Genomic DNA, 16,115 nt, shown 5'->3' with positions numbered 1-16,115 from the left:
TGTGTTATTAAGGTTTATCTTATATCAATAGATCTTTGATTAGAAATAATAGAGATTTCGTTAGAGAATAAGCTTTAGACATTTCTTTTTTTGTTGTACTTTGTGAGTTAATTAAACCAAGGACAATATTATGAAAGTATATACAAAAACTGGAGATAAGGGAACAACAGCATTATTTGGTGGTACACGTGTGCCAAAACATCACATCAGAATAGAAAGTTATGGTACGGTAGATGAATTGAATTCGTATATCGGTTTAATTCGCGATCAAGAGATGAATCCCTTGTATAAAAAAGTATTGATAGAGATTCAGGATAGATTATTCACTGTGGGAGCTATATTAGCAACTGATCCAGAGAAAGCAATTTTAAAAAACGGAAAAGAAAGACTAAATATTCCAAAAATAAGTGTGGCTGATATAGAGCTGTTAGAAAATGAAATTGATCGTATGGAAGATTCATTACCACAGATGACTCATTTCGTTTTGCCGGGCGGACATACTACTGTGTCATATTGTCATATCGCAAGGTGTGTTTGTCGTAGAGCAGAGCGTTTGTCAGTGAGTCTGAATGAGTCAGAGCCTGTAGACGAGTCAGTTTTGAAGTATTTAAACCGACTTTCTGACTATCTTTTTGTGTTGGCACGAAAGTTGACTTTTGATTTACAGGCTGAAGAAGTGAAATGGATTCCAAGAAAAGAAGACTAAAAAAGTGTTATTTTTCTTAAAATCTATAGATTTTAAAAAGCTACGTTCTTGAAAACAGCTGAAATAAATAAAAAAAAGCTTGATAATTTCATAATAAAAATTATTTTTGCATTAAAAATTTAAAACGAATAGAGATGTATTGGACATTAGAATTAGCATCTTACCTAAGTGATGCTCCATGGCCTGCGACGAAAGATGAGCTTATTGATTATGCAATTAGAACAGGTGCTCCTCTAGAGGTAGTAGAAAACCTTCAATCTATAGAAGATGAGGGAGAAATCTATGAATCAATGGAAGAGATATGGCCAGACTATCCGACTGACGAAGATTACCTTTGGAACGAGGATGAGTATTAAGATATAGATAAGAAAAAAGCCTCTAAAAAGGCTTTTTTTTTATTTAATTTTACGATTTGACAGTAATAAAAAAATAAACCACATAAATTTATGAGTATCATAAACAGCATATTAAAGGTGTTTGTTGGAGATAAATCAGAAAGAGATATCAAAGACATCAAGCCTTTAATTGAGAAAATAAAAACGTATGAAGGAGCTTTATCTAGCCTTTCAAACGATGAACTAAGAGCGAAAACAATTTACTTCAAAGAAAAGATACAGCAATCTAGAGCAGATCAAGATGCTAAAATCGCTTCTTATAAAGAAGAAATTGAGAAAACGCAAGATATCGATAAGAGAGAGTCTATCTACGCTAGCATTGATAGCTTAGAAAAAGAGGCTTATAACAACTCTGAGAAATTGCTATTGGATATTCTACCAGAAGCATTCGCTGTAGTAAAAGAAACAGCTCGTCGATTCAAAGAAAATGAAACAGTAATCGTTACTGCAACAGAACAAGATAGAATCTTCGCAGAGACTAAACCTTATGTAACTATCGTAGATGATAAGGCACACTGGGCGAATACATGGTCTGCTGCAGGAAAACAAGTTACTTGGGATATGATCCACTATGATGTACAGTTAATCGGGGGAATCGTATTACACCAAGGTAAAATTGCAGAGATGCATACAGGGGAAGGGAAAACGTTAGTAGCAACTTCACCATTGTACTTAAATGCATTAACAGGAAATGGAGTTCACTTAGTAACAGTGAATGACTACTTAGCAAAACGTGATAGTCAGTGGAAAGCTCCATTGTTTGAGTTTCACGGAATGACTGTTGATTGTATTGATAATCACCAACCAAACTCTCCAGGTAGAAAAGCGGCTTATGCTGCGGATATTACATACGGTACAAATAACGAATTCGGTTTTGACTACCTACGTGATAATATGGCACATACGCCAGAAGAATTAGTACAGAGAAAACACAACTTTGCAATCGTGGATGAGGTGGATTCTGTATTAATTGATGATGCTAGAACGCCATTGATTATTTCTGGACCTGTACCACAAGGAGATCGTCATGAATTTAATGAATTAAAACCAGAAGTAGCTAACTTAGTAGAGATGCAAAGAAAGCTAGCTAATGGATTCTTAGCAGAAGCTAAAAAATTAATTCGTGAAGGAAATACTAAAGAAGGTGGATTCTTATTGTTTAGAGCATATAGAAGTTTACCTAAGAATAAAGCGTTAATTAAGTTCTTAAGTGAAGAAGGAGTAAAACAATTACTTCAAAAAACTGAGAACCACTATATGCAGGACAACAATAGAGAAATGCATAAAGTAGATGAGGCGTTATACTTCGTGATCGAAGAAAAGAATAATCAAGTACAGTTAACTGATTTAGGTATTCAATTCTTATCAAAAGATACAGATCAAAACTTCTTCGTACTTCCAGATATTGGTGTTGAAATCGCTAAGATAGAAGCACAGAATCTATCTAAGGATGAAGAGGCTGAAGCAAAAGAAGTATTGTTCCAAGACTTCGGAGTGAAAAGTGAGCGTATCCACACTTTAAGCCAGTTATTAAAAGCTTATACTCTATTCGAAAAAGATACTGAATATGTAGTAATGGATAACAAAATTATGATCGTAGATGAGCAAACGGGACGTATCATGGATGGTCGTCGTTACTCAGATGGATTACACCAAGCTATCGAGGCTAAAGAGAATGTGAAAATTGAAGCAGCTACTCAAACATTTGCTACAATTACATTACAGAACTACTTCCGTATGTATAACAAACTAGGAGGTATGACTGGTACGGCGATTACAGAAGCAGGTGAGTTCTTACAGATTTATAAATTAGACGTTGTAGAGATTCCTACGAATAGAGGTATCGCTCGTCATGACAAAGAAGATAAGATTTATCGTTCAGTACGTGAGAAATTTAAAGCAGTAATCGAGGATGTGGTAGAGTTATCAAATGCTGGACGTCCAGTATTGATCGGTACAACATCAGTTGAGATTTCTGAGTTATTAAGTAGATCATTGAAAATGCGTGGTATTAGACACAATGTGTTGAATGCTAAATTACATAAACAAGAGGCTCAAATCGTAGAAGAAGCAGGACAATCAGGTATCGTAACTATTGCTACAAACATGGCAGGTCGTGGTACGGATATTAAGCTTTCTCAAGAAGTAAAAGACTTAGGAGGTCTTGCTATCATCGGTACTGAGCGCCATGACTCTCGTCGTGTAGACCGTCAGTTAAGAGGTCGTGCAGGTCGTCAAGGGGATCCAGGTAGTTCACAGTTCTATGTGTCACTAGAGGATAACTTAATGCGTCTATTCGGATCTGATCGTGTAGCTAAATTAATGGACAGAATGGGATTAGAGGATGGAGAAGTAATCCAACACTCTATGATGACAAAGTCTATCGAAAGAGCTCAGAAAAAAGTAGAAGAGAATAACTTCGGTATTCGTAAGCGTTTATTAGAATATGATGACGTGATGAATGCACAACGTGAAGTAATCTATAAACGTAGAAAGCATGCCTTATTCGGAGAGCGTCTTAAAGTGGATATCGCGAATATGATGTATGACCTATGTGAGCGTATTGTAGAGACTAACAAATTAGCTAGTGACTATAAAAATTACGAATTTGATATTATCCGTAATTTCGGTACGAACAATGTGGTTAGTGAAGAAGAGTTTGCAAAAGGTGATGTAGTTGCTATCGCTAATAAGCAATACGATATCGTTTATAATGCTTATGCAGATAAATGTAAACGTAGTGCAGCAGAAGCATTTAAAGTGATCAAAAATGTTTATGAGAACAATGCAGGTCAGTTTGAGCGTATTGTAGTTCCTTTTACAGATGGTATTAAAACGATTAATATCGTAACTAACTTAGAAGAAGCTTATGCAACAGAAGGAATGTCATTAATTAATGATTTTGAGAAAAACATTACTTTGACTATTCTAGATGAGGCATGGAAGAAGCATTTAAGAAAAATGGATGAATTAAAGCAATCTGTACAGTTAGCTGTACATGAGCAAAAAGATCCATTGTTGATCTATAAATTCGAAGCATTTGAGTTATTTAGAAAGACTATTTTCGAGATTGATTCAGAGGTAATGACATTCTTGACTAGAGCAGATTTGCCACAACAAGAACAACCAGCAGAAGAGGTATCTGAAGCTTAAAAATAGATATGTCATAATAAGATGATATATGAAATAAAAAAGACGTGTTTTAACCACGTCTTTTTTTGTTTCTATAGATTTTGTAGTTAGGAATATTAAATGGTTTTATACAGTGCTAAATGAGTAAATAAGGAGTGCTCTGGTATGTGGAAATAAAAAAGGATTGACGTACGTCAATCCTTTTTGTAATTTTAAATATCTCGGAATATTACTTTTCAGTAGTCATTTCTAATTGGAAAACTAAATCAGTGTTAGGAGGGATAGGACCAACTCCACGTTCTCCATAAGCTAAATGAGAAGGGATAAAGATAATCGCTTTGTCTCCTATTTTCATTTGCTCTATTCCTTCAATGAAACCTGGTATTAAACCTGTTTTAGTACCATATTTAAAAGGGATAGGGATGTATTGGTTAGCGTTAGCTCTTCTTTGATCAAAAGTACCGAATAGCTTAGATAATTCTTCATTACTTGAATCAAACATAAGTCCGTTTTCAAAGAATCCTGCGTAGTCAATCATTACATCTTGCCCGATATTAGGTTTTTTACCTTCTCCTTCATTAATGATAACGTAAGATAGACCTGAGTGTGTTTTAGTAGCTTTTGCTTTTAATTCTGCGAATTTAGTAGCGTATTCTTTTTGGGCACCTTCTACTTTGTCTGCTTGATCTTTTTTAGCTTTGTCAGCGTCTTCAAAGTATTTTTTAAACACTTTGACTGCGTTGAATTTTTTAGCTTCTTTTCCTACTCTAATGATTTTTACAGACTCCATTTTGTCTCCTTGAGTGATAGCATTAACTATATCAAGACCTTTTACAGTATATCCAAAAACTGAATGCATTCCATCTAAATGTGGAGTAGCTTTATGTGTAATAAAGAATTGACTTCCGTTTGTAAAAGGACCGCTGTTTGCCATAGATAAAGTACCTGCTTTATCATGTTTTAAACTTGGGTCAAATTCGTCTTTAAATACATATCCTGGTCCACCAGAACCTGTACCTGTAGGGTCTCCACCTTGTATAACAAAATTAGGTTCTACTCTGTGAAAGGCGATACCATCAAAATAAGGTTTGTCTTTATATTGTTTGTCCACAAAAGGGTTATTACCTTCTGCTAATGAAACGAAGTTAGCAACTGTTACTGGTGCTTTCTCATATTCTAGTTCAACAACGATATTACCTTTTGATGTTTTGATATCAGCATATAAACCATCAGGTAAATCTGTCTTAGCTGAAGTACAAGAAGCAGCTAATGCTACAATACTTAGAATTAAACTTGTCATTTTTTTCATATTATTTTAGTTACTTTTTTCTATTGATTTTAAATCTATAGTGAATATTAATGGTTGATTTTTACCTATTTTGTTTCTGTCGCCTAGATAGCTGTATGCTAATATAGAAGGGCTAAGTACTTTGATAGACTCATTTTTCTTCATGAGCTTGATAGAGTGTCTTAATATAGGAAGGATGTCTTCTTTATCAACTATATAAGATAGTACTCCGATGTCATTAGAAGAATATAATAAACTGTCTTGTAAAGTGCTTATTTCATAAGTGTACATGACAGTATTACCTTCTGAAGGTCTGATAGAGTCATGTATTTTTCGTTCTTGATAGCTGTACCAAAAACCGTTTTTAGAATTGATATATGTATTATCTTTATCTGTTTCTATGTATTGGCTTATGAGTTCTTCTTCACTTTTAACCATATCCATATTTTTCAAAGCAGAGCTTTGTATAATGCTTTCTTTTGACTTTGATATCGGTTTTCTTGCTTCTTTATCTTGATTACAACTAGTAGCAAAAACAGCAAATAATGCTATACTTAGAAACTGAATAGATTTATACATAGAATTCTTTTTTATGCTTTTTAATGATGTCTGTAAATCGAGTTATTGTATCTTCTAAAGATAGTGTAGATTTACCACCTGCGGCATTTACATGCCCTCCACCTTCGAAATATTTACGTGCTAGTTGGTTCACGTCCATATTGCCTTGTGATCTTAGTGATATTTTTACAATGCCTTCATCTTTTCTTTCAATAAAGAAAAAGGTTAGGTCAATCCCTTTAATTGATAACCCATAGTTAACAAAACCTTCTGTGTCTCCTTTTTGATGTTGGAACTCGTTAAGTTCTTTATCAGTCAGATATATATATGATGTATTGTATTCTGGCAAGATTACCATGTTTTGGAGTGCTTTACCTAATAATTGTAATCTGTTGTAATTACTGTTGTCAAATAAAGCATTGTGTATAGCAGGGTTGTCTATTCCTTTGTCTATCAATTCTGCTACAACACGGTGAGTGTTGGCATTTGTTTTAGGGAACCTAAAAGAACCTGAGTCAGTTACAATACCTGTGTATATACATGTAGCAGCATCTTTATCAACTAAATGAGTTAGTTTTAATGCTTGTATAATAGTGTATAGAAGTTCGCATGTAGACCCAAACTCTGGATTAGAGAAGGTTAATGTAGCATAGTCACCGGGCATTTGGTGGTGGTCTATCATTACAAATGGAGCAGTCATCTTTTCAAGAACTTTTTCCATTTCCTCCCCTGTTCTTAATAGAATATTAAAGTCTAAAGTGAAGATATAGTCACTAGAAGAAAGAATCTGATTAGCTAATTCTCTTTTTTTATCAAAAATGATAATGTTTTCACTAGCTGGCATCCAGGCAAGGAAGTGTGGAAAATCATTAGGAGATATAATATATGCGTCATGTCCTAATGCTTTTAAAATATGGTACAACCCTAATGTAGAGCCAATGGCGTCACCATCAGGATTTCTATGAGGGATAATACTTATCTTTTTTGGCGAGCTTAAAATAGATTGTAGTTGCTCTATATATTTTTCATTCATCATGTTGCGAAAATACATTATTTTAAGAATATTAAATAATGATATCTAAGTTTAAATGATAAAAAGTTACGTTAAAGAATGAATGATATTATTGAGCTAATGCTTTTAGTTCGTTTTTGTCTTTTAGAATAATCTTTTTACCGGATAATTCTATTATACCGTCCTTTTTAAGCTCTGATAATAAGCGAATACAGCTTTCTGTGGCAGTACCGACCATATTAGCAAGATCTTCTCTTGATAATTGGATATTCAGTGCATTATTTTCTGGATTAATACCACCTACTTCTTCAAGTTTTAGAAGTATAATAGCAAGACGCTCTTTAACTGTCTTGTGAGTGTGATCAGCTAAGCCTTTGTCTGCATCTTTTAAGTGGTTACAGATGTCTCTCGTTACAAGTAAAGAGAATTTATTGTTATCCGTGAAGTATTCCATCATTTCTTTCTTAGGAATAAAACAGATTTGCATATCTTCAATCGCTGTTGCAGTAAGATTAGATGTCTCTTCATTAATGATAGAGCGTTGTCCTAAAAGGTCTCCATTCTTAGCAAGCTTAACAATTGTGTCTTTACCATTAGAGTTGAGTTTTGTTAATTTACAAAAACCGTCCTTGATACAAAATACACCATTAAGGTTATCACCTTCACTGAAGATGGTTTCCCCTTTCTTTACGATAAAGTGAGTTTTAGTTTCAGATATTGTTAAAAGCTCTTCTCTAGTTAATGCTTTTAGAGAACTAAATTCTCTAATAATACACTGTTCACATCTGCCCATGACCAAGTAGTTTTTGTTAAAATAACTCTACAAAGATAGTGATTTTTTATGATAAATGTCATATATTCTCCATTATTAAACGTAGACCTTTGGTATAGGTAAAATGAGCAATAAATTATGGATAAAAATAAGTGTTATCACTGTGGTAATGAGGTGACAACCTTTAACCGCATTGACTTCGATGATAAAGAATTTTGTTGTAATGGATGTAAGACAGTTTATGAGATTTTTAGCGAGAATGATTTAAGCTGTTATTACGATATGGAGGCTACTCCAGGTGCTACTCCAGAAGAAGCTAATGGTAAGTATGATTTTTTAGAGAAAACAGAAATTATTAACAAACTTCTAGAGTTCAATGAAGGGTCAACTAATATAGTGTCTTTATATATTCCACATATTCACTGTAGTTCTTGTATCTGGATATTAGAGAATCTGCACAGACTAAATGACGGTGTGATTCGAGTATTGGTTAATTTCCCTGAAAAGAAAGCAACAATTACATTTAATTCTGAAAAGGTATCTTTAAAAGACTTAGTGTTATTATTAACTAAGATTGGTTACGAACCTTATATAAGTTTAAAAAATTACGAAGATAAACCTCAGGCTATAGATAGAAGCTTAATTTATAAAATAGGGATAGCATTTTTTAGTTTTGGAAATGTTATGATGCTTTCTTTCCCAGAGTATTTTAATATTGATGATATCTGGATGAGAGAATATAAGGATTTTTTTAGATGGCTTATATTACTTATTTCTTTACCCGTATTTTTTTATTCTGCTTCTCCTTACCACTTGGCTGCTTGGAAAGGGATTAAAACAAAAAATTATACCATAGACATTCCTATGTCTTTAGGAATTATAGTGATGTTTATTCGAAGTACGATAGATATTATATTTGATTTAGGCCCAGGTTTTTTTGATAGTATGACTATGTTAGTCTTCTTTATGTTGTTAGGAAAACTGTTTCAGCAACGTACTTATAACTTCCTATCTTTTGAAAGAGATTATAAATCCTATTTTCCTATTGCGATTACTAAGATTGGAGAGGATGGAGTAGAAGAACCTATTCAAGTTTATGAGGTTGTAAAAGGGGATCGTCTTCTGATTCGTAACCAAGAACTAGTACCTGTGGATTCAATATTGATTTCAGAATCAGCTTTTATTGACTATAGTTTTGTAACAGGTGAAGCTGTTCCTGTAGAAAAAAAATCAGGAGATAAAGTTTTCGCAGGAGGAAAACAAGTGGGAGACGTTATTGAGATAGAGGCAGTGAATACTGTTTCTCAAAGTTATCTAACTCAGTTATGGAGTAATGATGTCTTCCAGAAAAAAGTGGATATTAAGTATAAAACTATTACGGATACGATTAGTCATTATTTTACCCCTGTATTATTGCTGATTTCTATATCTGCTTTTATAGGTTGGGCTTTTGTTGATATAAATGCCGCTTTTAATGTGTTTACAGCTATTCTAATCGTTGCTTGTCCTTGTGCCTTAGCGTTGACAGCTCCATTTACTTTAGGTAATGCTATCCGTATTTATGGTAGAAATAAGTTCTATTTAAAAAATGTTACTGTCGTAGAACAAATGGCAAAGGTGAATACTATTGTTTTTGATAAGACAGGTACTATTACTACTAATGCAAGTTCAACTATACAGTATGTCGGAGAGGAGTTATCTAAAGAAGAACAAGGCGATATTAGAAATATTATTAGAGCATCTAATCATCCTTTGAGTAGAAAACTGTATAACTTTTTGTCTACAAAGGTGGTTGTCAAACCTGAGTTATTTGAAGAAATACCAGGAAAAGGACTGTTGGGTACGATAAACAAAAATAGTTATCTAATAGGATCTCCTAGTTTGTTAGGGATTCAAAGTGAACAAGTGTTAAATGAAACATCAGTTCATATCCAAATTAATGGGGAGTATAAAGGGAAGTTTGTATTTGCTAACCACTATAGAGAAGGCGTTACAGAATTGTTTGATAATTTAACAAATATCGGATATAAATTAGCTATTCTTTCAGGAGATAATGATGGTGAGAAAGAAGTGTTAGAAAAGTTGCTTCCTAGTTCTACTTCGTTGGTTTTTAATCAGAAGCCAGAAGAGAAATTAGAATATGTCAAAAGATTGCAAGAAAATGGCGGGAATGTAATGATGGTAGGAGATGGATTAAATGATGCAGGAGCATTAGCTCAAAGTAATGTGGGAGTGTCTGTTTCTGAGAATGTTAATGTTTTTACCCCTGCAAGTGATGCTATCTTAGATGCTAAAATGTTTAAAAGCTTAAAGTCATTCTTAAATTATTCAAAGAAATCTGTTAAAATTATCAAATTAAGTTATATCTTAGCTTTGAGCTATAATGTGATTGGTATAACGGTTTCTATAATGAATAAAATGTCTCCATTAGTAGCGGCTATATTAATGCCCATAAGCACTGTTTCTATAATCAGCTTTGTAACGATCATGAGTAATTACTTTGCAAAGAAGATTATAAAGAAAGATTAAGATAAAAAGCCAAATATGATAGTTATCATGTTTTAAGGCATCAGATAATGTTAATTTTGACAAGTAAATATTAGGTATGAGTGTTATATATTTCTTAATTAGTATCAGTGTAGTAGTAGCTGGTATATTTCTATACTTATTTATACGGTCAGTAAAAAGCGGTCAGTTTGATGACGCGTATACCCCTTCAGTGCGTATGCTTTTTGATGACGAAGTAAAAGTTACTTCAAAAGAGAAGAAAGACAAAAAAACAGATAATAAACAAAAAGAAAATCAAATATAAACAACTATGGAAGTGCAACAATTTTATTATGACAACAAAATTGTAAAGAAATTTCTTTATGCTTCAATATTTTTTGGAGCTGTCGGGATGCTTGTAGGATTAGTTTTAGCAGTGATGTTTATATTTCCTAACTTAACAGATGGAATATCTTGGTTGAGTTTCGGGAGATTGCGTCCATTGCATACTAATGCTGTGATTTTTGCGTTCGTTGGTAACGCAATTTTCGGAGGAATATACTATTCTTTACAAAGGTTATGTAAAGCCAGAATGTACAGTGACTTTTTAAGTAATCTTCACTTTTACGGATGGCAATTAATTTTAATTGGTGCTGTAATTACCTTACCATTAGGATTTACAACATCAAAAGAGTACGCTGAATTAGAATGGCCAATTGATATTGCAATTGCATTGATTTGGGTGACATTCGGTGTTAATATGATTATGACGATTATCAAAAGAAGAGAGCGTCATATTTATGTTGCAATTTGGTTCTACTTAGCGACTTTTGTTACTGTAGCTGTATTACATATCTTTAACTCATTAGAGTTACCTGTAAGTGCATTTAAATCTTACTCTGTTTATGCAGGGGTACAAGATGCATTAGTGCAGTGGTGGTATGGACATAATGCAGTAGCATTCTTCTTAACTACACCTTTCTTAGGTTTAATGTATTATTATTTACCAAAAGCAGCGAATAGACCAGTTTATTCTTATAGACTATCTATTATTCACTTCTGGTCTTTAATTTTCTTATACATCTGGGCAGGTCCTCACCACTTATTGTATTCAGCATTACCAGAATGGGCTCAAAACTTAGGAGTTGTGTTCTCTGTAATGTTAATTGCACCATCTTGGGGAGGTATGATCAACGGTCTTTTAACTCTTCGTGGAGTTTGGGATAAAGTAAGAGTTGATCCAGTATTAAAATTCTTCGTAGTAGGTATTACAGGATATGGTATGGCTACTTTTGAAGGACCAATGTTATCTCTTAAAAACGTAAATGCTATTGCTCACTATACTGACTGGATCGTAGCTCACGTTCACGTTGGAGCATTAGCTTGGAACGGATTCATGACATTTGGTATGGTGTATTGGTTAATTCCTAGAATGGTTAAAACAGAGCTTTATTCTAAAGCAGCTGCTAACTTCCACTTCTGGATTGGTACATTAGGTATTATCTTATATACTATTCCATTATATGTTGCAGGTTTCTCTCAACACTTAATGTGGAAAGACTTTAACCCTGATGGTACTTTAAAATATGGTAACTTCTTAGAAACAGTTACAGCTATTATGCCAATGTATGCAATGCGTGCTATTGGAGGTACATTGTATTTAGCAGGGGTATTAGTATTGATTTACAATATCTATAAAACTGTAAAAGCTGGTCAACCAGTTCAAGATGAATTAGCTGAAGCACCTGCATTACAACGAATTTCTGCTGGTAGATTAAAAGGAGAAGGATGGCATACTCATTTAGAGAGAAGACCTATTCAGTTTACTATCTTAACTACAGTAGCTATTTTAATTGGAGGATTGGTACAGATTGTTCCTACAATATTTGTGAAGTCAAATATTCCTACTATTACAAGTGTTAAACCATATACTCCTTTAGAATTAGAAGGTCGTGACTTATATATTAGAGAAGGTTGTGTGGGATGTCACTCACAAATGATTCGTCCTTTCCGTTCAGAAGTTGAAAGATATGGTGAGTACTCTAAGTCAGGAGAATATGTTTATGATCACCCATTCTTATGGGGTTCTAAGAGAACAGGTCCAGATTTATTTAGAGTAGGAGGTAAATATTCTGATAGCTGGCATTATAACCATATGTATGACCCTCAGTCAACATCTCCTAATTCAATCATGCCTGGATATAAATGGTTATTTGCTAATAAAAATGCAGATTACTCAGATATAGAAACTAAAATGAGTGTAATGAGAACTTTAGGAGTTCCATATACAGATGAGGATATTGCTAACGCGAAGGCTTCTATAAAAGCACAGTCTGAAGAGATTGCTAAGAACTTAGAAGGTGATCCTGATTATGTGAAGTCATATGAGGATAGTAAAAAACGTGCACAAGCAAAAGGTGAAGAGTTTATACCTATGAGTGATCGTGAGATTGTAGCAGTGATTGCTTATCTACAACGTTTAGGTACCGACATTAAAAAGGTAGAAGAATAATATTTTAAAAATGAATCAATATGCTAAAATTCATTAAACATAATATGGAAACAATAGGTGGAGTGGAGATATTCCCTATTATATCACTTATTATTTTCTTTACATTCTTTGTTGGACTTTTCGTGTGGGTTGCTACTTATAAGAAAGACACAATAGAAGAATTGAGCAATATGCCATTCATGGATGATGAAGAGCACAATGTTGATAGTAATTCACGAAAATTATGAAAAAGTTTTTTCCAGTATATGTAAGAGTTCCTCTTCTATTTGCTATTTTCTTTTTAGCGATAGAATGGTTAGTAGGGGGGGATAGTGATAAACCGGCTTTTGTAGAACATCCCGTTGTTCTAATATTATTAGGTTTATTCTTGTTCGCATTGATTGCTGTTGAAATTGTAGCATCTGCAACAAACAAGATTTTGGATCGCTTAATGACTCCTGAAGAGAGAGCTCTAAAACAAAAAGAAGCTAGTCGTCCATTAAGAGATGCCCCTTGGGTAAAACGCTTAATGCAGAAATTGACTAACACTAAAACAATTGAGCAAGAAGGTGATATCATGATGGATCATGATTATGATGGAATTAAAGAGTTAGATAATGATTTACCACCATGGTGGGTTGGACTTTTCTATGTAACTGCAATTTTTGCTGTAATCTATATGTTGAGATATCACGTGTTTGATGCAGATAATCAAGTTGCTGAGTTTGAAAAAGAAATGATTGCTGCTAAAGAACAAGTTGAGGAGTACAAGAAAAATGCTCCTGATATGTTAACAGCTGATCAAGCAGTATTCTCTGATGATCCAACTGTGTTAGCTGCTGGTAAGGCACTTTTTGATACAAATTGTGCTGTATGTCATAAGAATGATGGTGGGGGATCTATCGGACCTAACTTAACTGACGACCACTGGATATTAGGTGGAGGTATGAAAAATGTCTTCAACACAATTTCTGAAGGTGGACGTCCTGGTAAAGGAATGGTGCCTTGGAAGTCAAATTTCAAACCATCCGAAATTGAAAAGTTAGCTTCTTATGTTATTTCTCTTAATGGTACAGTTCCTGCAGAGGCTAAAGCTCCAGAAGGAGATATTGTATGGTCTAAAGCAGAATTGACTGGAGGAGATGCTTCAGAAGAAGGTGCTTCAGAAGAAGTTTCTGAAGAAACTAATGCAGAATCAGAAGCTACAGAAATCAAAGAATAAATAATATAAGTCTATGCTTACTGTATTTTGTAGTATGGACTGATAAAAAGAATAGAGGGCTAAGGTTGACAATTTAGCCCTCTTTTATACCAAATATTTTCTATTGATCAAGAGGTGTTGACTTATTTCGTTTATTGGTGTTAATAAAGACATTATCTATAGTATTATTATCATAAATACAATGCATATTGAGAGCTTTTTTCGTACCTTTCTAGTATAAAAAAAGTTTATGTCTGTCAAGGTTTTATTTAGTTGTTAAACGAGGACTTGGTAGAGTTAAACTGTTTAAAATATAAGGTATTTAGAAGCGATTATACTGTTTTTAGGATTTATATATATAGATGTTAATATAACAGTAGATGAGAAGTAAATCTTATCTTTTTAATAAACGAATATGATTGTTTGTGTTTTTTACTTTGGTTAGGGAAAGCGGAACAGTTAGGTATATTTCAGATTAAGAGAATAAGGAATCTTTTAGGCGACAATAATTAGAAGATTTCTGACAGTTTATCTGTCAAAAACTTGTGCTTAGGCACTATTATAAACTAACATAATAAGAATAGAGTATAAGTAGTTTATTACTTTATTACTCATTGAAAAACATTTTACTATGGCTACAATACATGATGAGAGTTTCCGTGACTCCATAGGTACAATTGACAAAGATGGTAAAAGAGCTTGGATCTATCCTAAAAAACCTTCGGGCCCTTTTTATAATAAACGTAAGATCGTAAGTTACGCTCTTATCTTGTTTCTTTTTGCTGCGCCATTTATTAAGATAAATGGAAACCAGTTTTTATTGTTTAACGTAATAGATAGAAAGTTTAATATTTTTGGTTTTCCTTTCTGGCCACAGGATTTTTATCTTGTAGTAATATCTATGATTATTGGGGTAGTTTTTGTTACCCTATTTACAGTTTCATTTGGTCGTATATTTTGTGGTTGGATTTGCCCTCAAACGATTTTTATGGAAATGGTTTTTAGACGTATTGAATATTGGATTGATGGTGATAGAGGGGCTCAAATGCGTTTAGATAAACAACCTTGGACTTCTGAGAAGATTAGAAAGAGAGTCTTAAAGTGGTTTATATTCTTTGTTATTTCCTTTTTGATTGCTAATGTTTTCTTAGCTTATATTATTGGAAGTGATGTCGTTCTTCAAATGATGAAAGACGGACCAGCAGATCATATGGGACGTTTTATTGGATTAATAATATTTACTGGGGCTTTCTACTTTGTTTTTACATGGTTTAGAGAGCAAGTATGTGTTATTGCTTGTCCTTATGGTAGATTACAAGGAGTTTTATTAGACAATAAATCTATTATTGTAGCTTATGACCACGTGCGTGGTGAAGCGACAAATGGTAGAGCTAAGTTTAAAAAAGGAGTTGATAGAACTGCAGAAGGTATAGGAGATTGTATCGACTGTAAGCAATGTGTAAATGTATGTCCAACGGGTATTGATATACGTAATGGAACTCAGTTAGAGTGTGTGAACTGTACTGCTTGTATTGATGAGTGTGATCATATGATGGAGAGTGTTGGTTTACCTACTGGTTTAATACGTTATGCATCTGAGTCAGAAATATCAGAAGGTACTAAGTTTAAGTTTAGTCTACGTCAGAAAGGTTATGTAGCTGTTCTTTGTATCTTGATGACTATTTTGGTAGGGTTATTGTTCTTAAGAACAGATATTGAAGCTACTGTACTTCGTGTTGCAGGTCAAACTTATACACACGTCACTGTAGATGATAAAGAGAATATTAGAAACGTTTATACCTTTAAGGTAGTTAATAAAACGATGAAGGATTTTGAGAATGTAACCTTTAAGTTATCTTCTCCAGAAACAGGTGCTATTACTTTAGTAGGGAACCCAATTATAAAAGTGGTAAAAGAAGGTTATGCAGAAGGAACTATGTTTATTGATGTTCCACAGTTCTTGTTAGAAAGTCATCGTACAAAAGTTAAAATAGAGGTTTATGAAGGAGATAAGTTGATTCAGACAACATCAACAAACTTCTTAGGCCCTAGAACATTGGATTAATATTAAAA

General features: G+C 33.5%; 13 protein-coding genes. 9 read left to right on the top strand and 4 right to left on the bottom strand.

The window, feature by feature from the left end; all coding sequences use genetic code 11:
* Window positions 1-130 precede the first annotated feature (130 nt).
* From MODO_RS08210 to secA, 3 genes are all read left to right on the top strand, one after another.
* Window positions 131-706, top strand: a complete 576-nt coding sequence (locus MODO_RS08210) for a cob(I)yrinic acid a,c-diamide adenosyltransferase (protein ID WP_006260637.1) — start codon at window positions 131-133, stop codon at window positions 704-706.
* A gap of 134 nt (window positions 707-840) precedes the next feature.
* Window positions 841-1,062: a DUF2795 domain-containing protein gene (locus MODO_RS08205; protein ID WP_002986941.1), complete on the top strand. Its 222-nt coding sequence runs from the start codon at window positions 841-843 to the stop codon at window positions 1,060-1,062.
* A 90-nt stretch (window positions 1,063-1,152) separates the two neighbouring features.
* On the top strand, window positions 1,153-4,254 hold the full coding sequence (secA, locus tag MODO_RS08200; RefSeq protein ID WP_006260638.1) for a preprotein translocase subunit SecA: 3,102 nt from the start codon (window positions 1,153-1,155) through the stop codon (window positions 4,252-4,254).
* Between the two features lie 208 nt (window positions 4,255-4,462).
* On the opposite strand, the gene MODO_RS08195 is transcribed toward secA, so the two are convergent.
* The 4 genes from MODO_RS08195 to MODO_RS08180 form a co-directional block, all read right to left on the bottom strand.
* Window positions 4,463-5,542, bottom strand: a complete 1,080-nt coding sequence (locus MODO_RS08195; RefSeq protein WP_006262988.1) for a peptidylprolyl isomerase — start codon at window positions 5,540-5,542, stop codon at window positions 4,463-4,465.
* Between the two features lie 6 nt (window positions 5,543-5,548).
* Window positions 5,549-6,100 (bottom strand): gliding motility-associated peptidyl-prolyl isomerase GldI, encoded by a 552-nt coding sequence (gldI, locus tag MODO_RS08190; RefSeq protein WP_006257109.1) that lies wholly within the window; start codon window positions 6,098-6,100, stop codon window positions 5,549-5,551.
* Entirely contained in the window at window positions 6,093-7,115 is a 1,023-nt protein-coding gene (locus MODO_RS08185) for a DHH family phosphoesterase (RefSeq protein WP_006260639.1), read from the bottom strand. Before MODO_RS08185 ends, gldI begins: the two co-directional genes overlap by 8 nt.
* A gap of 85 nt (window positions 7,116-7,200) precedes the next feature.
* Entirely contained in the window at window positions 7,201-7,884 is a 684-nt protein-coding gene (locus MODO_RS08180) for a Crp/Fnr family transcriptional regulator (protein ID WP_006257106.1), read from the bottom strand.
* Window positions 7,885-8,001: 117 nt separating this feature from the next.
* Between MODO_RS08180 and MODO_RS08175 the strand changes: the two genes are divergently transcribed.
* The 6 genes from MODO_RS08175 to ccoG all read left to right on the top strand — a co-directional run bounded on the left by MODO_RS08175 (window position 8,002) and on the right by ccoG (window position 16,107).
* Window positions 8,002-10,392 (top strand): heavy metal translocating P-type ATPase, encoded by a 2,391-nt coding sequence (locus MODO_RS08175; protein WP_006260640.1) that lies wholly within the window; start codon window positions 8,002-8,004, stop codon window positions 10,390-10,392.
* A gap of 76 nt (window positions 10,393-10,468) precedes the next feature.
* Window positions 10,469-10,675, top strand: a complete 207-nt coding sequence (gene ccoS / locus MODO_RS08170; RefSeq protein WP_006257104.1) for a cbb3-type cytochrome oxidase assembly protein CcoS — start codon at window positions 10,469-10,471, stop codon at window positions 10,673-10,675.
* 6 nt (window positions 10,676-10,681) lie between these two features.
* Entirely contained in the window at window positions 10,682-12,862 is a 2,181-nt protein-coding gene (gene ccoN / locus MODO_RS08165; protein ID WP_006260641.1) for a cytochrome-c oxidase, cbb3-type subunit I, read from the top strand.
* Between the two features lie 20 nt (window positions 12,863-12,882).
* On the top strand, window positions 12,883-13,089 hold the full coding sequence (locus MODO_RS08160) for a CcoQ/FixQ family Cbb3-type cytochrome c oxidase assembly chaperone (RefSeq protein ID WP_006257102.1): 207 nt from the start codon (window positions 12,883-12,885) through the stop codon (window positions 13,087-13,089).
* The gene (locus tag MODO_RS08155) at window positions 13,086-14,063 is read left to right on the top strand and encodes a cbb3-type cytochrome c oxidase N-terminal domain-containing protein (protein WP_006260642.1); all 978 of its coding nucleotides are present in this window, start codon (window positions 13,086-13,088) and stop codon (window positions 14,061-14,063) included. Before MODO_RS08160 ends, MODO_RS08155 begins: the two co-directional genes overlap by 4 nt.
* Before the next feature lie 610 nt (window positions 14,064-14,673).
* Complete coding sequence (gene ccoG, locus MODO_RS08150; protein WP_006260643.1) at window positions 14,674-16,107, top strand: cytochrome c oxidase accessory protein CcoG; 1,434 nt, start codon at window positions 14,674-14,676, stop codon at window positions 16,105-16,107.
* Window positions 16,108-16,115 lie beyond the last annotated feature (8 nt).

The sequence above is a fragment of the Myroides odoratimimus genome, assembly GCF_001485415.1.
In the GTDB taxonomy this organism is placed as follows: Bacteria; Bacteroidota; Bacteroidia; order Flavobacteriales; family Flavobacteriaceae; genus Flavobacterium; species Flavobacterium odoratimimum.
Note: the sequence above shows the minus strand (reverse complement) of the source record. Positions and strands in the feature narration are given on the sequence as shown.